We start from the raw sequence: 17,869 nt of genomic DNA on the forward strand, positions 1-17,869 counted from the left end.
CCCGAGGTCTGAATAATGTCCGCAGGCATAAGAAATATGACATTATGAATCAAGTTCTATGTTTTAGAGCGTTTCCAAACTGATCCGATGCCGGGGTGCCTCAAATGAATTCCATGAATACGAACTACTCGATCCGCGACGAAATCCGCGACTTCTGGTCGGAACGGGCGGCGACCTTCGACCAGAGCGTCGGCCATGAAATCTTTTCGGAAGCGGAGCGCAAAGGCTGGCAGCGGCTGATCAGAAAACATCTGGGCGAAGGGCAGGGGCGCGCGGCACTTGATCTCGCCTGCGGCACCGCCGTCATCTCGCATCTGATGCACGGTGCCGGCTTTGCGGTCACCGGCCTCGACTGGTCGGATGCGATGCTGGCGCAGGCACGCGCCAAGGCGAAGAAGCGCGGCACCGATATCCGCTTCGTCTCCGGCGACGCCGAAAACACCATGGAGCCACGGGAAAGCTACGACGTCATTACCAACCGGCATCTCGTCTGGACGCTGGTGGATCCGGCTTCTGCCTTCAAGGAATGGTTCGCGGTGCTGAAGCCGGGCGGCAAAGTGCTGATCCTCGACGGCAATATGGGCAAGGAAACCTGGGTCAAAGGCCTGCAGAAGCTCTGGACAAAAGTGACCGGCAAGCCGGCGGCAAGCCACATGACGCCGGAGATGATGGCGCGGCACCAGAAGATCCGCTCACGCGTGCATTTCTCCAGCCAGATGCCGGCCGAAGCAGTCGTCGATCTTCTGCGCCAAGCCGGATTTACGGATATTGTCGTCGACCGCAAGCTTGCCGATATCCATTGGGCGCAGGCCCGCAAGATGCCGTTTCTGCGCGGGCTCGAGCGCATGGTGCAGGACCGGTTTGCGATTTGTGCGCGTAAGCCTGAGTGATGGGTTGGCGCTTGGGGACGGTCGGCCCTGCAGCAGGCGACGTTCCATCTACCTACGGCAGAAAATCTAGCGCGAGGATCAACCCAGCCTCCCTCATTCCTGTGCTCGTCACAGGAATCCAGCCACGGCGCGTCGGCGCCGGGAATGACCTCCATACAGGCAAGTGAGGCCTTCCGCGCCTAAGGACTTAGGCGCACTGGATTCCTGTGACGAGCACAGGAATGAGGGTGGTGCGGGTAGGCGTACTGCCCTATTTTTCACCCACCCGTAACACTCATATGCCGCGCGACCGCCGGGCGATTGTGCGTGCGGTCGATGATGAAGTCGTGGCCCTTCGGTTTGCGGGTGATGGCCTCGTCGATGGCGGCGTGGAGGAGGGCGTCGTCGTCGGTGGCGCGGAGTGCGGCGCGCAGATCGGCGGCGTCGTTCTGGCCGAGGCACATGTAGAGCGTGCCGGTGCAGGTGAGGCGCACGCGGTTGCAGCTCTCGCAGAAATTATGCGTCATCGGCGTGATGAAGCCGAGGCGGCCGCCGGTTTCTTCGACCCTGACGTAACGCGCCGGGCCGCCGGTCTGGTAATCGATGTCAGCAAGGGTGAACTGGTCCTCGAGATCGGCGCGCAGTTTCGACAGCGGCAGGTACTGATCGGTGCGGTCTTCTTCGATCTCGCCCATCGGCATGGTTTCGATGACGGTCAAATCCATGCCGCGGCCGTGGGCGAAGCGCAGCAGCTCCGGCATCTCGGCATCGTTGAAATCCTTCAGCGCCACGGCGTTGAGCTTGATCTTCAACCCTGCCTTTTGAGCTGCGTCGATGCCTTCCATGACCTTGGCGAAATCGCCCCAGCGGGTGATCTTGCGGAACTTGTCGGGGTCGAGCGTATCCAGCGAAACGTTGATCCGGCGCACGCCGCAATCATAAAGCTCCTCGGCGTGGCGAGAAAGCTGTGAGCCGTTGGTGGTCAGCGTCAATTCGTCGAGGCCGGCGCCGATCTTCCGGCCGAGTTGGCGAACCAGATACATGATGTTCTTGCGCACCAAAGGCTCGCCGCCGGTCAGCCTGATCTTGCTGACACCCTTGGCGATGAAGGCGGAACAGAGCCGGTCGAGCTCTTCCAGCGTCAGCAGATCCTTCTTCGGCAGGAAGGTCATATTCTCCGCCATGCAATAGGTGCAGCGGAAATCGCAGCGGTCGGTGACGGAGACGCGGAGATAGGTGACCGCCCGCCCGAAGGGGTCGATCATCGGGTCCGCACCTGCCGCCAGCGGCGATGCATTGCCTATCGTTCCAACTCTAGTATTCACCTGCATCTCCGTACTCTCGTCAATGTGGGCATATGCTGTTGTCGCGTCAAGGGAAACTGCCCGCGCGAGCATGCCAATTTCAGCTTGCGCCGAAAAAGATCAACGCCTACTCCTCGCATGAGAAGAGGACAAAATGATGAGCGATATCTGGCCGAGCGAACTTCGCGTATCGAAAGACAGGCAGCGGCTGGTGGTAACCTTCAACGACGGCCAGAGCTTCGACCTGTCGGCCGAGCTCTTGCGCGTGCTGTCGCCCTCGGCCGAGGTGCAGGGCCATGGGCCGGGGCAGAAGGTGACGGTGCCGGGCAAACGCAATGTCGCGATCATCTCGATGATGCCGACCGGCAATTACGCGGTCCGGATCGGCTTCGACGACATGCACGATACCGGCATCTACACCTGGACCTATCTACGCGAGCTCGGCGAACAGGGACCTGAGCTGTTTTCGGCCTACGAAGCCGAGCTGAGCGAAAAGGGCATGAACCGCGACACGGCGGAGAAGCCGCGCTGACGCTCACCTGAGCCGCTATCACTTTCAATCCATGCATAATCCAGCCATCGGGGGGCCATATGGCGAAAACGAACGGAAAGAACTGGCTGCGCGCCAAGGGCAGCGCCAGCAGCAACAAGGTGACCTTCCTCGAACTGTTCTTCGACCTGGTCTTCGTCTTTTCGATCTCGCAGCTCTCGCATGCGCTCGCCGCCCACTACACGCCGCTCGGTGCAGCCGAAGCAGCGCTGATGACCTTCGCCGTCTGGTGGGTGTGGATCTTCACCGCCTGGGTGACGAACTGGCTCGATCCTGACAAGATGCCGGTGCGCGGGATGTTGGTGGCGCTGATGATGCTCGGCCTGCTGCTGTCTGCCTCCATCCCCGAGGCTTTCGGCGACAAGGGCCTGCTGTTTGCCGGCGCCTATGTGGCGATGCAGGTCGGGCGCTCGCTGTTTACGACCTATGCGATGACGCGCGTCGACCGCGCCAATACGCTGAATTTCGTCCGCATCACCGCCTGGCTCGTGGCAGCAGGCGTCTTCTGGATCGCCGGCGGGCTGCTCGAGCATGAAGCCCGGCTGATCGCCTGGGTGATAGCGCTTGCGATCGAATATGCCGGGCCCGCCGCGGGCTTTGCCGTGCCGGGGCTTGGGCGTTCGACAGCGCGGGACTGGGACGTTTCCGGCGCGCACATGGCGGAGCGCTGTGCACTCTTCGTGATCATCTGCCTCGGCGAAGCGATCCTCGTGTCCGGCCGCACCTTTTCGGAGCTGCCGTTCTCAGGGCTGACCAGCGTCGTCTTCGTCACCGCCTTCATCGGCACGGTCGCCATGTGGTGGCTCTACTTCCGCTTCGGCCACGGGCGCGCCGCCCACCGCATCGAGCATGAGGAGACGCCGGGAAGCTTGGCGCGGCAGGCCTTCACCTATGGACATATCCCAATTCTTGCCGGCATCATCGTCCATGCGGTCGCGGTCGAGTTCATGTTCTCGCATCCGCATGAAACCGGTGATCTCGGCATCGCCGCAGCCGTGCTCGGCGGTTCCGGCCTATTCCTGATCGGCAATCTCTGGTTCAAGGGCGCGACCAGCGGGCGGATGCCGCTCTCGCATCTCGCCGGCCTGGTGTTTTTGATCCTGCTTGCCTTTGTCGCGCCTTTCATCGAGGTCTATCTGATGGGCATTCTGGCGACGCTGGTGCTGATCGTCGTCGCCGCCTGGGAATACCGCTCGCTGACGGGCACGGAGGCGGCGCCGACGCTGCATTGAACATCAGTCCTCGTCGCGCAGATCTTTCAGCAGCACAGTGATGATCCGCTCCATCGAATCGGCAGTCGCCATGCATTGCTCTATCGGCTCGTCCGACAGCACGCGGTCGATGAGGCCGGTCTGGATGGCCATGGCTTCCTCACTCAGTTTCCGACCCTCTGGCGTCAAATAGAGGCGCAGCACGCGCTTGTCGCGCTCGTCATCGCGGCGAAGGATCAGGCCGCGCTTCTCCATCTGCGGCAAGAGCATGCTCATATTGGAGCGGCCGACCAGCAGTTTGCGCGCCAGCTCCTGCTGCGAGATGCCTTCGAAACGATAGAGATTGACCAGGATATCGAGGTGCGGCGGCTTGATATCGAGATCGGCAAGCGAGCGGGCCAGGGATTGTTGCATCAGCTGGCAGGCGCGAGCCACCGCGATCCAGCTGCGAAAACGCGGATGATCCCAGGGAAGGGATTGATTTTTGTTCATCGTTGTACTTTATTGTTCAGTGTTGAACAGTCTTTTGGAATCCCACTATGGCAAACTTTGCGCTTGACGTCACCCGCCTCGGGTTTTCGGTTCTGCAGGCGGTTTCTCCTGATCTGGCAGGCAAAGCGGCGTTCCAGCTGTTCTGCCGGACGCCATCGACAAAGCCGAAGGGAGCAAAGGCGAAAGCGGTGCATGCAGCGGGTGCGCTCCGGCTTGCGGGTGCCGAACGCTTCACCCTCCGGCTTGCCGGCGGGCGCCAAGCGCATGCCTATCGGCTGAACGGCGGGGCGAGGGGTAAACGCAAGCGCTATCTGGTGACACATGGCTGGGGATCGAGCGCGGCATATATGGCCGAACTCGTCTCGATGCTTGCGGCAATGGGCGCGGAGGTCGTGGCGCTCGATTTTCCCGGCCACGGCCGTTCCGGCGGACGCTTCCTGCATATGGGGCTTGCGGTCGAGACGATCGCGGCGGCCGAGGCGCGCTTCGGCGCATTCGATGCGGCTATCGGCCATTCCTTCGGCGGTGCGGCGCTGATGGTCTCGGCGGCGGGGCTGCTGCCTGGTGTGGCGCCTGTCACCGGCGAGAGACTGGTGCTGATCGGCGCGCCGAGCGAGATGGGCTCGCTGTTTACCGATTTCGGCGGGATGATCGGCCTTCGCCCTACAGCGCAAGCGGCACTGGAGAACGAGGTCCATCGCATCACCGGACGGAGACTTGAGGATTTCGACGTCGGCGGGGCTGCGGGCGGCATCGGCCGGCCGGTGCTCGTCATCCATGCCGAGGACGACAAGGAGGTGTCGTCTCTCCATGCCAGGCGCTATGGCGCAGCGGGGAAGGGCGTTCGGCTGTTCTGGGCGAACGGCTTCGGCCACCGGCGCATCATCGGCGCCGAGCCGGTTCTTGCCGCGATCGCGGCGTTTCTCGACGGCGATCGAGGCGTGGTTGAAGTGCCCGATGAAAGCATCAAAAAAGATGCGGAGATCATTCCGTTTTTTGAGCTTCCGGCAAGGCGCGCGGCATTGTAGCGTCCGTCGCGAAGATCAAGCCGCGGCGGGACGCCTCATGAAAATCATCAGCAGCATCGAAGAGCTCAATACGATCTACGGCGCCGGGCTTTCGCCGGCCTCCGTCGCCAAGGTGACGAAGCAATTGACCCCCCTCTATCGCGAGATGATCGAGATCTCACCGTTTGCGGCGCTTGCGACCGTCGGCCCGGAGGGTCTCGACTGTTCGCCGCGCGGTGATCTTGGCGGCGTGGTGCGCGTCGCCGACGACGAGACGCTGCATCTGCCGGATTGGCGCGGCAACAACCGGGTCGATTCGCTCTCCAACATCGTGCGCGATCCGCGCCTGGCGCTGATGTTTCTGATCCCCGGCTCGAACACGACGATGCGCATCAACGGCCGCGGCGTCGTTTCCGACGATGAGGCGCTGCTTTCAAGCTTCGAGATGGACGGCAAACATCCGCGCACCGTCGTCGTGATTTCGATCGACGAGGTCTATTTCCAATGCGCGCGCGCCGTGATGCGGGCCGAGCTGTGGAATGGAGAACACTTCGCCGATCCGGCAAAGCTGCCGACGCCCGGGCAGATGCTGAAGGCCGCAACCGGCGATTTCGACCAGGAAACCTACGATCGGGAATGGCCGGGGCGGGCGGCGAAGACGATGTGGTAGGGTGTGGTGCCGAGAAGCGGACACCCACCTCTCTTCCCTCATTCCTGTGCTGTCACAGGAATCCAGTGCCCAAGTGCTTGGGCGCGGAAGATATTTTCACGGTCGCAAAGAGTTATTCACCGCGCAGACGCGTGGTGGCTGGATTCCTGTGACAGGCACAGGAATGAGGGAGCAAGCGGCTACCTCGTCCGTTCCCTCGGACTCCTGGCGGACAAGGGAGCCATCGGCGCGAACCGGACAACAGTCTAAGCCGTCACGTTGTGGTGACAGCGTGCGCACGGCGACCGATTACCCTCACGTCTTATAAATCAGCCAGCTCTTGGTGAAATCCTTCTGCATGCCGTCCTGATAGAGGATGGTGCAGTTGCGGCCGGCATTCTTGGCGCCGTAGAGCGCGATGTCGGTCTTGCTGTAGAGTTCGCCGGCATCCTCGGCATTGGAGGCCATGCAGATGCCGATCGAGACGGTGACCGGGCCGTAATTCACCCGCGTGCGGGAATTCTTGAAGGGCGTCGTCTCTAGCGTGCGGCGGATGCGCTCGGCGATGCCGGTGACTTCCTCAGGCGTGTTGCCGTCGATGATGAGGGCGAACTCCTCACCGCCGGTGCGGGCGACGAAGATGTCGCGACGGACATTGCTGCGGATGACGGAGGCGACGGTGGCGAGCACCTTGTCGCCGACCGGATGGCCGTAGGTGTCGTTGATCTTCTTGAAATTGTCGATGTCGCAGAGCAGCAGCGCCGTCACCGGCCGCATGCTCGAATTGTCGAAGATGGCGGCGAGGCGGTCGTCGAAGGCGCGGCGGTTGGAAAGGCGGGTCAGCGAGTCGGTGTTGGCGATGCGCTTGTATTCGTCGAGTTCCTTGCGGACCTGATCCATCTCCTGCGAGCGCTGGACGACGTCCTCGACGGTGCGTTCACCATGCGCCATTGTGTCTCCGGTTGCCTGGCTCAGCAGATCGATGGCGTTTTCGATCAGTTCGACGCTGGCATTGCTCTTTGAGGTAATGCGCTTGTGGGTTTCGCCGAGCAGCTTGGTATAACTTTCGAGCGAGCTCTGCTCCTGCTTGAGAATGCGCAGCAGGCCATCGAGTTCGCCTGATATGCGCGTATGGGCATCGTCGAAGACACGGGCCGGGCTGTGGGTGAAGTGCTGCGCGCCGAGCGCATCGAGTTCGGCCTGGGTCACCTGGCCGCCGAGGGCCGCGAGCTCACGGGTCAGGGCCGGATTGGAGCCGATATAGGCCTCGTAGAAGAGTTCGTAATTGCGCGGTATCGGCGCAACGCCCATGGAGCGCATGGCATAGGTGATCTGACCCGCAACGTCGGGAACCTGCACCTTCGGCGCGACAGCCGTATTCATCCGGCGAACTCCTCATATATTCAAAGGCAATATTCCATTTGTTAGCTTAAATTTCTTGGGAAAAGATTAAAGCGATATATACCAAAGATTACATACGACAAATGCCCCATGGGTCAATACTTCGATCAGGCCTATGATTTTCCACGGGAAAAAGTATCTTTAGCGGCACAGTGCGTACTCGCTGAGCGGGAGCGTTGTCTGGAAAACTTACAGTTCTTCTCTGCCGGAGACCGTATTCATCTTGTCGACAGTTGGTTTTGGCCGTTTCGTATTGCAGTGGCAGTATTTCGGGTTGATATTTCTTGGTGGCAAACCCGATCGTAGCCTGCAAGCCAGGGCGTGAGATCGTGGAAACCTCCCGCCATATTTCTTTTGCCATCCTTGCCTTCACCGTCTTCGCCGCCGGCACCTTGTTGCTGGAGCACACCGGCTTCTTCGCCGGCGCGTTCCGCACGGAGATCCTGGCGAGGGTCGATGCCTGGGATGTGGTGAGTGCGAGCGAGGCGGTGACGGCGCGGAACATCGGCGCGTCGGATAAGGCGTCGGCACGGTAGAGCAGGCGCAGCCTGCCCCGTCACCCCAAATTCAGCTCCTGGAAGAAATCATTGCCCTTGTCGTCGATGACGATGAAGGCGGGGAAGTCTTCGACTTCGATCTTCCAGACCGCTTCCATGCCGAGTTCGGGATATTCGAATACTTCGACCTTGCGGATACAGTCCTGAGCAAGACGGGCGGCGGGTCCGCCGATCGAGCCGAGATAGAAGCCGCCGTGCTTCTTGCAGGCTTCGCGCACGGCGCGCGAACGATTGCCCTTGGCGAGCATCACCATCGAGCCGCCGAAGGACTGGAACTGGTCGACATAGCTGTCCATGCGGCCGGCCGTGGTCGGGCCGAAGGAGCCGGAGGCGTAGCCGGCGGGCGTCTTGGCGGGACCCGCATAATAGACCGGGTGGTTTTTCAGGTAATCGGGCATGCCTTCGCCCTTTTCCAGCCGCTCGCGGATCTTGGCATGGGCGAGGTCGCGAGCGACAATGATGGTGCCCGACAGCGACAGGCGCGTCTTGACCGGATGCCTGGAGAGTTCGGCAAGCACGTCTGCCATCGGCCGGTTGAGATCTATGCGCACTGTCGATTCCGACAGTTTCGCCTCGTCGATCTCGGGCATGTATTTCGACGGATCGGTTTCGAGCTGCTCGATGAAGATGCCATCGCGGGTGATGCGGCCCTTGGCTTGGCGATCGGCGGAACAGGAGACGCCGAGGCCGATCGGCAGCGAGGCGCCGTGGCGGGGCAGGCGGATGACACGCACGTCATGACAGAAATACTTGCCGCCGAACTGGGCGCCGACGCCCATCTGCTGGGTCAGCTTGTGGATTTCCGTCTCCATCTCGATGTCGCGAAAAGCGTGGCCGCTCTCGGACCCTTCGGTCGGCAGCTCGTCGAGATAGCGGGTAGAGGCGAGCTTGACAGTTTTGAGGTTCATCTCGGCCGAGGTGCCGCCGATGACGATCGCCAAATGGTAGGGGGGACAGGCTGCCGTCCCTAACGTCAGGATCTTCTCCTTAAGGAAGTCGATCATTCGGTCATGGGTCAAGAGCGAAGGCGTGCCCTGGTAGAGAAAGGTCTTGTTGGCCGAGCCGCCGCCCTTGGCGACGAAGAGGAATTCGTAGGCATCGGTGCCTTCCTCGTAGATGTCGATCTGGGCCGGCAGATTGTTCCTGGTATTCTTTTCCTCGAACATTTTGATCGGCGCGAGCTGCGAATAACGCAGGTTCTTCTTCTCATAGGCATCCATGACGCCGCGGGCGAGTGCGGCGGTATCCTCCCCCTCCGTCCAGACCCTGCGGCCTTTCTTGCCCATGATGATCGCCGTGCCGGTATCCTGGCACATCGGCAGCACGCCGCCGGCGGCGATATTGGCGTTCTTCAGCAGGTCGTAGGCGACGAAACGGTCATTGTCGGTCGCTTCGGGATCGTCGAGGATCGAGGCGAGCTGCTTCAGATGGCCGGGACGCAGCAGGTGGTTGATGTCGGCAAAGGCGGTTTCGGCCAGCAGGCGGATCCCCTCCGGCTCGACGGTCAGGATCTCCTGGCCCTTGAACGTGTCGACCGAGACATGGTCGCCGCTGAGCTTGCGATAGGGGGTGGCATCCTTGCCGAGGGGAAAGAGATCGTCAGCCATCGAAGTGACCTTTCTGGTAGGGCGTCGCTAGATTGGAAGCGGTCTAAATCCGCCACGGGGCAAATGCAATCGGGATGCGGCGGACTCTGGAGTGGGGGGCATGTCGTGCCGCGTTTTGCAGTCGGCACGTCACACGCGGTAAGCGAGTGAAAGAACAGGCGAAATCGACATTTGTCGCGAAACAGACGACTTCAGGTTGCCTTCGGTCCGCGGCCAGTTCATATTCCCGGCAGCGTTAACCTGCCGGGGCTTCCAATGACAAATGCAAAGCCAACTGCTGTCGACGACCTTCTCGTTTTTTTCGAAGACAATTGGATCCGCGGGAATCTGCTGCGCCTCTCCAGCGATCCCGAGGGAGCGGACATGTATGTTCGCTTCGTCAATGGCGTGCGTATCGACGCCAAACATGGACCTGACCACGAAACGATCATAAGGGGCGAATACGGAACCTTCAGACTTAAACCTGACGGTCACTTCGAGTACGAGCTGGACTACACGCTCGACGTCGTGAAAAATTTAACGAAATACGATCAGCTCATCGAGAAGCTGAGCTTCAAGATGTCCGATGGCTCAGGAGGCACGGACCTCGGCGTGTTGACGCTCGCGATCGACGGCGTCAACGAAGGCGATAAATACCACGAAATCCTCGATTTCGACGATTTGGGCGTCACGTCGAGGGCCGATAATTTCTCTCTGCCTGATTATCGCAACTTTGCGCTCTCGGTGAATGGAAGCCACGAGGTGACGCTTCTGAACGGGTATGTCTACGATACCATCCCGGGTGTCGACGCCATCACCGAGGACGGTTTCAGCGATACCGTTCTATCGCCGGGTTCTGCGCCCGTAAGCTTGAAAATGCTCGATGGCGGGGAATTCACCTTTCAGAGCGTTTCGATTGCCGAATTGTCGGCAGCGCCCTTTCACCTGACGCTCACCGCGCTGAACGACGGCCAGATCGTTTATCAGCAGGAGCTCGAGGTCACCGGCCCCACTCTCGAGGTCAATCTCGAAGACATCGAAGAAATCAGGTTCGATTTCATGGGCAATTCCGTCGTGATGGACAATTTTTCGCTGTTTGCCTTGCTATAGGCTGGAGGGAGTTGCGGCATATCACCTTCCCCCCGCGAGCGGGGGTCCGAAGGACGGGTCGAGACCTGTGGCTCGACCCCGGTTGGTGGCGGCAGCCGGATCAGGGGCTGTGGCCTATGCGACCTTCCTACTTCGGCCCGATCATCGATTCCGGGCGCACGATCTCGTCGTACTCTTCCGATGTCACCAGGCCGCTGGCGAGGGCCTCTTCCTTCAGCGTCGTGCCGTTCTTGTGCGCCGTCTTGGCGATCTTCGCGGCTGCGTCGTAGCCGATCTTCGGGGCGAGTGCGGTCACCAGCATCAGCGAGCGTTCGAGGCCTGCCTTGATATTGTCCTCGCGCGCCTCGATGCCGACGACGCAGTTGTCGGTGAAGGAGACGGCGGCGTCGGCGAGCAGTTGCACCGACTGCAGGAAATTATAGGCCATCATCGGATTGTAGACGTTGAGTTCGAAATGGCCCTGGCTGTCGGCGAAGGTCAAAGCCGCGTTGTTGCCGAAGATATGGATGCAGACCTGGGTCAGCGCCTCGCACTGAGTCGGGTTGACCTTGCCGGGCATGATCGAGGAGCCGGGCTCATTTTCCGGCAGCGCCAGCTCGCCGAGGCCGGCGCGCGGGCCGGAACCGAGCAAGCGGATATCGTTGGCGATCTTGAAGAGGGCGGCGGCTGCCGCATTGATGGCGCCATGGGAAAAGACCATGCTGTCATGCGAGGCGAGCGCCTCGAACTTGTTCGGCGCGGTGACGAAAGGCATGTCTGTGATGGCGGCGATCTCCTCGGCGACCTTTTCGGCAAAGCCCACCGGCGCGTTGAGGCCGGTGCCGACGGCAGTACCGCCCTGGGCGAGCTCGCAAAGGCCGGGCAGGGTCATTTCGATGCGCTTGATAGCGGAGCCGACCTGGGCGGCATAACCCGAAAATTCCTGGCCGAGCGTCAGCGGCGTCGCATCCTGGGTGTGGGTGCGGCCGATCTTGATGATGTGACTGAATTCGGTGACCTTCATGTCGAGGGCGGCATGCAGGTGCTTCAGGGCCGGCAGCAAGTGATGGGCGATCTGCTCGGCGCAGGCGATGTGCATGGCCGTCGGATAGGTGTCATTCGACGACTGGCTCATATTGACGTGATCGTTCGGATGCACCGGTTTTTTGGAACCCATGACGCCGCCGAGCATTTCTATCGCACGATTGGAGATCACTTCGTTGGCATTCATATTGGACTGCGTGCCTGAGCCGGTCTGCCAGACGACCAGCGGAAAATGGTCGTTCAGCTTGCCCTCGATCACCTCCTGGGCGGCGTCGACGATCGCTTTGCCGAGGCCAGGATCGAGCTGGTCGAGCGACATGTTGGCGCGGGCGGCGGCCTGCTTGACGATTCCGAGCGCACGCACGATCGACAGCGGCTGCTTTTCCCAGCCGATTTTGAAATTGCCGAGCGAACGTTCGGCCTGGGCGCCCCAATATCGGTCGGCGGCGACGTCGATCGGGCCAAAAGTATCGGTTTCGGTGCGGGTTGCGGTCATCAGCCTTGCCTTCCCTTTACATGCTGTTTTCGGGCATCTTCGAAAGATGAGGTCTTATAGGTTGGAAAGTCCGACAAGAAAACTGGATGCCGTGCGAAATATTGAAACCGGAAGTCATGTTTGCGCAGGCTTTTCGGCGTGCCTTTTAAGCCACTTTGGAAATTTTATGCATCCTGGTGTTTTCGCCGCACTGGTCTGGCGGCGAAAATTCGGTAAAAAATTAACCAATAATTTCATAATTTTGTGTGAACTGCTGGGCGGCGCCGTGCAGGATCTCCGTCACACAAAATTGAGTCCGCCGGCGCTGGCGGCGCAGGCCGGTTTCTGATCAATGAGGCCCTACGCTGCTTGAGTTTCGCGGGATTTGAGCTTGAGCCTTGCGCTCGTGACAAGAACAGCATGACACCGGGACTGGAAGATATATGACGTTCGTTTTGAAAAGCGCGGCATCCGCATTGGCAATTTCCTGCGGCGTGGCAGCAATGAGTGCCGCACCCGCGCATGCTTATACATTGATGGACATGCTGCGCGGTGACAGGCAGCGGACCCAGAGCACTATCTTCATGGACCAGATGCCGCCCGGCCGTGTGGGTCCGCGCGGCGGCGTCGGCGGATCGCTCGGCGGGCTCGATCCGGAAGCGCCGCTGCCGAAGGTGAGCGGTCCTCGTTATTATACTTATAAAACCGAGACGCTGCAGTTCATCGATACCGGCAGGTTCGCCGATCCCGTCGTCACCGGCGCGGTCGCCGATGTTTCGGGCAGCGGCGATGCCAGCGCCGAGCCGGCCGTGCAGCGCCGTTTCCTGGCGCAGGCCAAGGTGCGCGCCAATGCCGACGTCGCAAAGGCGCTCGAAGCCTATTACGGCGACAGCCGCAATCCGCTCGTCTGGGTCGAGGGCAATCAGGTCAACGACCGCGCCAAGTCGGCGATGCTGGCACTTGCCGATGCGACCTCCATTGGCCTCGACCCGGCGGACTACGCCGTCCAGACGCCTGATATCGACCCGGCCAATCCCGATCCCGCCTTCCGCGATCGGGCGCTGACGCAGTTCGAACTCGATCTCTCCGCCAAGGTGCTGGCTTTCGTGCAGGACACGGTGCGCGGCCGCATCGATCCGAACAAGATCTCCGGCTATCACGACTTCCAGCGCAAGGTGGTTAACCTGGCCCCGGTGCTGAAGCTTGCCCGCCTGAGCCCCGATGTCGGCGCCTATATCGCCAGCCGCTCGCCTGATAGTTCGCAATTCCAGGCGCTGAAGGCGGAGCTTGCCAAGCTTCGCGCCGCCGACGGCGGCAATGAGGAGCGAATCGTCGTTTCGCTCGACAGGCTGCTGAGGCCTGGTGACAGCTCGCCGGAGATCGCCAATATCGTCAAGGCGATCGGCAAGCACGGTTCCGAAACGCTGAGGACCGATCATGCGGCAACGCTTGCTGCTTACGCCGGCAGCATCGACTATTCGCCTGACATCGTTTCGCTGGTCGAGGGATTCCAGAAGGAGCGTGGGCTGAAGGCCGATGGCGTCATCGGCCAGGCGACCGTGCGCGCCATGACCGGCGGCGACACCAATGCCTCGAAGATCGACAAGCTCGTCGTCGCCATGGAGCAGGCGCGCTGGCTGCCGGAAGATCTCGGTTCCCGTTATGTCATGATCAACCAGCCGGCCTACATGGTCTACTACCACAATGACGGCAAGGAACAGCTGTCGATGCGCGTGGTCGTCGGCGGCAAGAACAACCAGACCTATTTCTTCGACGACGAAATCGAGACGGTCGAGTTCAACCCTTTCTGGGGCGTGCCGCAGTCGATCATCATCAACGAGATGCTGCCGAAGCTGCGCTCGGATCCGAACTATCTCGACCAGCTCGGTTATGAGGTCGAGGTGAACGGCCACGCTGTCGCCTCCTCGAGCGTCGACTGGTACGGCTCGACCAACAATGTTTCGGTGCGCCAGCCGCCAAGCAGCGACAATGCGCTCGGCGAACTGAAGATCCTGTTCCCGAACAGCCACGCGATCTACATGCATGACACGCCGTCGAAGAGCTTCTTCAAGCGCGACATGCGGGCGCTGAGCCACGGTTGCGTACGCCTTGCCGATCCGCGGGCGATGGCGGCGGCCGTGCTCGGCACGACGGTCGACGACGTCGCCAAGCAGATCGCCAGCGGCCAGAACCATGCGGTGCGCGTGCCGCAGAAGATCCCGGTCTACGTCTCCTACTTCACCGCCTGGCCGAACAAGGACGGCGTGGTGGAATATTTCGACGACGTCTACGGCCGCGACGCCTATGTCGACAAGGCCTTCGACGCGACGACCAAGGCGCGTGGAGCGCAGATCTGATAATTGGATTTGATTAGTGATGCCGGCGGGCAGTCTTTGGGCTGCCCGTTTTTGTTTTTTCCCGCGCGCAGGGAATGGGAGTAAAGTGGAGAGGGCTTGCCGCGTGGTACCCCCCTCTGCCCTGCCGGGCATCTCCCCCACAAGTGGGGAGATCGGCAAGCGGCCCGACCTTCCGGCCCATGTTCCGCTTTGCCGGCTGCCACGATGATTGTTTGGGGAAGCCGGCGCGCCTATCCAATCTCCCCACCTGTGGGGGAGATGCCCGGCAGGGCAGAGGGGGGTGCCCACGGTACGCCAGCAGAAAGTAAGGAACGGCTCCGCCTCAAACGGCAACCTTCTCCGCATATTCCCGCAACAGCGTTTCCACCAGATCCGGCGTCAACTCATCGAAATGGGTGATGATAAGATCCGGATCGAGGCTCGAAACCGGCACGTCGGAATAACCGAAAGGCACCGCGATCGACGGTATGCCGGCGTTTCTTGCTACGGCAATATCGTTGACGCTGTCACCGATCATCACGGTGCGGGCGATGTCGCCGCCGGCGCGTTCGATGGTGCCGGTGAGGTGGCGGGCGTCGGGCTTGCGGTATTCGAAGCTGTCGCCGCCGGTGATGGTGTCGAAATATCTGACGAGGTCGAGCTTGTCGAGCAGGCGGACTGCCAGGCTTTCCATCTTGTTGGTGCAGACGGCGAGGCGGTAACCCTGAGATTTCAGCCGGTCCATGGCGGCGACCAGGCCGGGATAGGGTTCGGTCCGGCCGGGCATGTTGCCGGCATAATGAGCGACGAAGCGCTCGACCAGCGGCGGCAGGGCGTCGCTTTCGAGCGGATGGCCGCGCAGCCGGCAGGCGCGCTCGATCATGACGCGCGCGCCCTGACCGACGAGATGGGTGAGGTCGTCGTAGCTGACCGGCTCGAGGTCAGGGGCCGCGATCGTGTGGTTCAGGCTCTCGACCAGGTCCACATGCGTATCGAGAAGGGTGCCGTCGAGATCGAAGACGACGAGCGCCGGGCGAGTGGGGGCAGGGGTCAAGGGCATGTCTCTTTGAGCGATGGTCGTTTTGAGGAGCGATGTATCGTTCTGAGGAACGATGGATCGTCCCTGAGGTAGGCGATCGTGCGGCGGAAAGCAACGTCCGGCGATGGCCGGGAAGGCCGCAGGCCTCTGTTTCGGCTTTTCATTTTCCGTGATGATTTTGACTTTCGTTTGCCAGGCGAGCCGTGTAAACAGCACATCCAACGCAATATCAGGAGCTGGCGGCGCATGGATGCCCGCGAAATGAAGATCAAGGCCGCCGAGGCCGCACTCGCGCATGTCGAAAGCGGGATGCGTCTCGGGATCGGCACCGGCAGCACGGCGGAAGAATTCGTTCGCCTGCTGGCGGAGAAGGTTGCTGGCGGCTTCAGGGTCGAAGGCGTCCCGACGTCCGAACGAACCGCGCGGCTCTGCGTCGAACTCGGTGTGCCGCTGAAGTCGCTCGACGAACTGCCGGCACTCGATCTGACGATCGATGGCGCCGACGAGGTCGATCAGGCGCTCAGGCTGATCAAGGGTGGCGGCGGTGCGCTGCTGCGCGAAAAGATCGTCGCGGCCGCGTCAGAGCGAATGATCGTCATTGCCGACGAGAGCAAGCTGGTCGATACGCTCGGTGCCTTCGCGCTGCCGATCGAGGTCAATCCGTTCGGGCTCGTCTCGACGCGGATCGCGATCGAAAAGGTCGCGGCCCGGCTCGGCCTCTCGGGTGAACTCGCTCTGCGCCAGTCGGGTGACGGAGAGTTTACCACGGATGGCGGCCATCACATCATCGATGCATCTTTTGGCCGCATTCCTGATGCAGAGGCGCTTTCGAGCGAGCTGAATTCCATACCCGGCGTCGTTGAACACGGGCTCTTTATCAATATGGCGGCACTTGCGATCATTGCCGGTCCTGCGGGTGCGCGCACGCTGCAGGCAAACAGATAACAGGAGCATATACTCATGATGAACATTGCAGGTCTTGGCCGTCTCGCCGCTGCCACCGTCGTTCTTTCCGGGCTTGCCTTCGGCTCCGCCGTCAAGGCGCAGGAAGTCTCCGAGGATCAGCTGAAGGCGTCTCGCGCGGCGATCGACGCCATTGGCGCCACCGCCCAGTTCGACAACATCCTGCCTGGTCTCGCCGAGCGCCTGAAGGCCGGACTGATCCAGGATTCGCCGAACTACCAGGACATCATTTCGTCCACGGTCGACGCGCAGGCGCTGGCGCTGGCGCCGCGCCGCGGCGATCTGGAGAAGGAGGCGGCACTCACCTATGCCAAGACCTTCACCGTCGACGAGCTGAAGGCGATCGCCGACTTCTATAATTCCGACGTCGGCAAGAAGCTGCTGCGCGACGGCCCGGTCGCCTCGCGCGAGACGGCGAAGGCTGCCGACATCTGGGCGCAGGGCATTTCCCGCGACCTGGAAAAGCAGAGCAACGTCGAGCTTTCCAAGGTCATCAAGGCACCGCCGCCGGCAACCGACAGCCCGACCGCTCCGGCACCGGCTGCCCAGCAGTAAGGCTGCCCCATCTAATTTGCGAAAGCCCGGCATCGTCCGGGCTTTTTTGCTATGATACGGCAAATGCCGCCGGCGAGGCTTCAGGTGACCGCAGACATGTTTGATCATGACAAGGCCGTCCGAGTGCGGATATCCGGCAAGGTCCAGGGTGTCGGTTTTCGCTATTGGACGCGCGATGAGGCCGTACGGCTCGGTTTGACGGGTTGGGTTCGCAATGAAGAGGACGGGGCCGTGGTCGCTGTGATCGCAGGACCCGACAGCGCCATCTCGACGATGATCGAGCGTTTCAGGCGCGGGCCTTTGGGGGCGTCGGTTTCGGGCGTCGAGACGGAAGCAGCCCAGCTTGAGAAGAACCCGACGGATTTCCGCATTACCCGCTGACAGCGCTAATCGCTAAGCAGATGCAATTGGCATCGCATATGCGCCGCACCTCAGCCCCTATGGGTTCGGGTTCTTTGCAAGTTGCCACACACCCTCTTCATCCGGCTCCACGCGCTTGTTGCCGCGGTAGAAGATCGGCAGTCGCGTCTTCTTGTCGATCGAGAAACGGCTCGGCGTGTATTTTTCGTCCTCGTGGCCCTGAATGGCGAGGCCGAGCGCTTCCTTGAACTTGCCAGCCTTGCACAGGTTGCTGAAGAGAGTTTGATCCATCTTTTGCTCCGCCATTCTTTTCCATCCCATGGATTGCCTGCCAGCCTCGGCCGACCGGGTCAACCGTAAACGGTGACTGGTCAACCGAAGT

Annotated in this window: 19 protein-coding genes; 12 read left to right on the forward strand and 7 right to left on the reverse strand. The window is 61.2% G+C overall.

The genetic code is table 11. The features are described 5' to 3' along the window. The first annotated feature begins 104 nt into the window (after positions 1–104). Positions 105–890, forward strand: coding sequence for a class I SAM-dependent methyltransferase (locus ACM5SV_RS25610; RefSeq protein ID WP_012757727.1), 786 nt, complete (start codon positions 105–107; stop codon positions 888–890). Between the two features lie 257 nt (positions 891–1,147). On the opposite strand, the gene moaA is transcribed toward ACM5SV_RS25610, so the two are convergent. Continuing rightward, the gene (gene moaA, locus ACM5SV_RS25615; RefSeq protein ID WP_026157377.1) at positions 1,148–2,194 is read right to left on the reverse strand and encodes a GTP 3',8-cyclase MoaA; all 1,047 of its coding nucleotides are present in this window, start codon (positions 2,192–2,194) and stop codon (positions 1,148–1,150) included. Positions 2,195–2,330: 136 nt separating this feature from the next. On the opposite strand from moaA, the gene ACM5SV_RS25620 reads away from it, so the two are divergent. After that, positions 2,331–2,705 (forward strand): gamma-butyrobetaine hydroxylase-like domain-containing protein, encoded by a 375-nt coding sequence (locus ACM5SV_RS25620; RefSeq protein ID WP_032996649.1) that lies wholly within the window; start codon positions 2,331–2,333, stop codon positions 2,703–2,705. Between the two features lie 59 nt (positions 2,706–2,764). Beyond that, the gene (locus tag ACM5SV_RS25625; RefSeq protein ID WP_017994280.1) at positions 2,765–3,955 is read left to right on the forward strand and encodes a low temperature requirement protein A; all 1,191 of its coding nucleotides are present in this window, start codon (positions 2,765–2,767) and stop codon (positions 3,953–3,955) included. A gap of 3 nt (positions 3,956–3,958) precedes the next feature. Here ACM5SV_RS25625 and ACM5SV_RS25630 read toward each other — a convergent pair whose 3' ends face one another. After that, on the reverse strand, positions 3,959–4,426 hold the full coding sequence (locus tag ACM5SV_RS25630) for a MarR family winged helix-turn-helix transcriptional regulator (RefSeq protein WP_011652244.1): 468 nt from the start codon (positions 4,424–4,426) through the stop codon (positions 3,959–3,961). Between the two features lie 47 nt (positions 4,427–4,473). Here ACM5SV_RS25630 and ACM5SV_RS25635 point away from each other — a divergent pair, with 47 nt between their 5' ends. Both ACM5SV_RS25635 and ACM5SV_RS25640 read left to right on the forward strand, forming a co-directional pair. Next, positions 4,474–5,454, forward strand: coding sequence for an alpha/beta hydrolase (locus tag ACM5SV_RS25635; protein WP_017994279.1), 981 nt, complete (start codon positions 4,474–4,476; stop codon positions 5,452–5,454). A 37-nt stretch (positions 5,455–5,491) separates the two neighbouring features. Continuing rightward, on the forward strand, positions 5,492–6,103 hold the full coding sequence (locus ACM5SV_RS25640; RefSeq protein ID WP_017994278.1) for a pyridoxamine 5'-phosphate oxidase family protein: 612 nt from the start codon (positions 5,492–5,494) through the stop codon (positions 6,101–6,103). A 294-nt stretch (positions 6,104–6,397) separates the two neighbouring features. On the opposite strand, the gene ACM5SV_RS25645 is transcribed toward ACM5SV_RS25640, so the two are convergent. Next, on the reverse strand, positions 6,398–7,465 hold the full coding sequence (locus ACM5SV_RS25645; RefSeq protein WP_128407319.1) for a GGDEF domain-containing protein: 1,068 nt from the start codon (positions 7,463–7,465) through the stop codon (positions 6,398–6,400). A gap of 347 nt (positions 7,466–7,812) precedes the next feature. Here ACM5SV_RS25645 and ACM5SV_RS25650 point away from each other — a divergent pair, with 347 nt between their 5' ends. Continuing rightward, positions 7,813–8,019, forward strand: a complete 207-nt coding sequence (locus tag ACM5SV_RS25650) for a hypothetical protein (RefSeq protein ID WP_113548344.1) — start codon at positions 7,813–7,815, stop codon at positions 8,017–8,019. 20 nt (positions 8,020–8,039) lie between these two features. On the opposite strand, the gene ACM5SV_RS25655 is transcribed toward ACM5SV_RS25650, so the two are convergent. Continuing rightward, complete coding sequence (locus tag ACM5SV_RS25655) at positions 8,040–9,647, reverse strand: fumarate hydratase (RefSeq protein WP_113548339.1); 1,608 nt, start codon at positions 9,645–9,647, stop codon at positions 8,040–8,042. 255 nt (positions 9,648–9,902) lie between these two features. Between ACM5SV_RS25655 and ACM5SV_RS25660 the strand changes: the two genes are divergently transcribed. Then, positions 9,903–10,736, forward strand: coding sequence for a VCBS domain-containing protein (locus ACM5SV_RS25660; RefSeq protein WP_012757718.1), 834 nt, complete (start codon positions 9,903–9,905; stop codon positions 10,734–10,736). A 127-nt stretch (positions 10,737–10,863) separates the two neighbouring features. Here the strand turns inward: ACM5SV_RS25660 and fumC are convergent, their stop codons facing one another. Continuing rightward, positions 10,864–12,255 carry a class II fumarate hydratase gene (gene fumC, locus ACM5SV_RS25665; RefSeq protein WP_012757717.1) on the reverse strand — a complete coding sequence of 464 codons (1,392 nt, stop codon included), beginning with the start codon at positions 12,253–12,255 and terminating at the stop codon, positions 10,864–10,866. Positions 12,256–12,316: 61 nt separating this feature from the next. Here fumC and ACM5SV_RS25670 point away from each other — a divergent pair, with 61 nt between their 5' ends. Both ACM5SV_RS25670 and ACM5SV_RS25675 read left to right on the forward strand, forming a co-directional pair. Further along, entirely contained in the window at positions 12,317–12,583 is a 267-nt protein-coding gene (locus ACM5SV_RS25670; RefSeq protein WP_128407318.1) for a hypothetical protein, read from the forward strand. 94 nt (positions 12,584–12,677) lie between these two features. Next, positions 12,678–14,591, forward strand: a complete 1,914-nt coding sequence (locus ACM5SV_RS25675; RefSeq protein ID WP_113548340.1) for a L,D-transpeptidase family protein — start codon at positions 12,678–12,680, stop codon at positions 14,589–14,591. 322 nt (positions 14,592–14,913) lie between these two features. On the opposite strand, the gene ACM5SV_RS25680 is transcribed toward ACM5SV_RS25675, so the two are convergent. Then, positions 14,914–15,630, reverse strand: coding sequence for an HAD family hydrolase (locus ACM5SV_RS25680; protein WP_222014886.1), 717 nt, complete (start codon positions 15,628–15,630; stop codon positions 14,914–14,916). 225 nt (positions 15,631–15,855) lie between these two features. On the opposite strand from ACM5SV_RS25680, the gene rpiA reads away from it, so the two are divergent. The 3 genes from rpiA (at position 15,856) to ACM5SV_RS25695 (ending at position 17,508) form a co-directional block, all read left to right on the forward strand. Further along, a complete protein-coding gene (rpiA, locus tag ACM5SV_RS25685) occupies positions 15,856–16,554 on the forward strand; it encodes a ribose-5-phosphate isomerase RpiA (protein WP_012757713.1) in 699 nt (232 codons plus the stop codon). Between the two features lie 15 nt (positions 16,555–16,569). Next, a complete protein-coding gene (locus ACM5SV_RS25690; RefSeq protein WP_222014885.1) occupies positions 16,570–17,127 on the forward strand; it encodes a DUF2059 domain-containing protein in 558 nt (185 codons plus the stop codon). A gap of 96 nt (positions 17,128–17,223) precedes the next feature. Next, positions 17,224–17,508: an acylphosphatase gene (locus tag ACM5SV_RS25695; RefSeq protein WP_041935664.1), complete on the forward strand. Its 285-nt coding sequence runs from the start codon at positions 17,224–17,226 to the stop codon at positions 17,506–17,508. A 57-nt stretch (positions 17,509–17,565) separates the two neighbouring features. Here the strand turns inward: ACM5SV_RS25695 and ACM5SV_RS25700 are convergent, their stop codons facing one another. Beyond that, the gene (locus tag ACM5SV_RS25700) at positions 17,566–17,778 is read right to left on the reverse strand and encodes a hypothetical protein (protein ID WP_003540246.1); all 213 of its coding nucleotides are present in this window, start codon (positions 17,776–17,778) and stop codon (positions 17,566–17,568) included. Positions 17,779–17,869 lie beyond the last annotated feature (91 nt).

The sequence above is a fragment of the Rhizobium sp. CRRU65 genome (assembly GCF_048551595.1).
GTDB lineage: Bacteria > Pseudomonadota > Alphaproteobacteria > Rhizobiales > Rhizobiaceae > Rhizobium > Rhizobium leguminosarum_J.

What these genes read in the sequence shown, in the direction of transcription:
- ACM5SV_RS25610 (WP_012757727.1), top strand. Translation starts at nt 105, where the DNA reads ATGAATTCCATGAATACGAACTACTCGATCCGCGACGAAATCCGCGAC.
- ACM5SV_RS25620 (WP_032996649.1), top strand. Translation starts at nt 2,331, where the DNA reads ATGAGCGATATCTGGCCGAGCGAACTTCGCGTATCGAAAGACAGGCAG.
- ACM5SV_RS25625 (WP_017994280.1), top strand. Translation starts at nt 2,765, where the DNA reads ATGGCGAAAACGAACGGAAAGAACTGGCTGCGCGCCAAGGGCAGCGCC.
- ACM5SV_RS25630 (WP_011652244.1), bottom strand. Translation starts at nt 4,426, where the DNA reads ATGAACAAAAATCAATCCCTTCCCTGGGATCATCCGCGTTTTCGCAGC.
- ACM5SV_RS25635 (WP_017994279.1), top strand. Translation starts at nt 4,474, where the DNA reads ATGGCAAACTTTGCGCTTGACGTCACCCGCCTCGGGTTTTCGGTTCTG.
- ACM5SV_RS25640 (WP_017994278.1), top strand. Translation starts at nt 5,492, where the DNA reads ATGAAAATCATCAGCAGCATCGAAGAGCTCAATACGATCTACGGCGCC.
- ACM5SV_RS25645 (WP_128407319.1), bottom strand. Translation starts at nt 7,465, where the DNA reads ATGAATACGGCTGTCGCGCCGAAGGTGCAGGTTCCCGACGTTGCGGGT.
- ACM5SV_RS25655 (WP_113548339.1), bottom strand. Translation starts at nt 9,647, where the DNA reads ATGGCTGACGATCTCTTTCCCCTCGGCAAGGATGCCACCCCCTATCGC.
- ACM5SV_RS25660 (WP_012757718.1), top strand. Translation starts at nt 9,903, where the DNA reads ATGACAAATGCAAAGCCAACTGCTGTCGACGACCTTCTCGTTTTTTTC.
- fumC (WP_012757717.1), bottom strand. Translation starts at nt 12,255, where the DNA reads ATGACCGCAACCCGCACCGAAACCGATACTTTTGGCCCGATCGACGTC.
- ACM5SV_RS25675 (WP_113548340.1), top strand. Translation starts at nt 12,678, where the DNA reads ATGACGTTCGTTTTGAAAAGCGCGGCATCCGCATTGGCAATTTCCTGC.
- ACM5SV_RS25680 (WP_222014886.1), bottom strand. Translation starts at nt 15,630, where the DNA reads ATGCCCTTGACCCCTGCCCCCACTCGCCCGGCGCTCGTCGTCTTCGAT.
- rpiA (WP_012757713.1), top strand. Translation starts at nt 15,856, where the DNA reads ATGGATGCCCGCGAAATGAAGATCAAGGCCGCCGAGGCCGCACTCGCG.
- ACM5SV_RS25690 (WP_222014885.1), top strand. Translation starts at nt 16,570, where the DNA reads ATGATGAACATTGCAGGTCTTGGCCGTCTCGCCGCTGCCACCGTCGTT.
- ACM5SV_RS25695 (WP_041935664.1), top strand. Translation starts at nt 17,224, where the DNA reads ATGTTTGATCATGACAAGGCCGTCCGAGTGCGGATATCCGGCAAGGTC.
- ACM5SV_RS25700 (WP_003540246.1), bottom strand. Translation starts at nt 17,778, where the DNA reads ATGGATCAAACTCTCTTCAGCAACCTGTGCAAGGCTGGCAAGTTCAAG.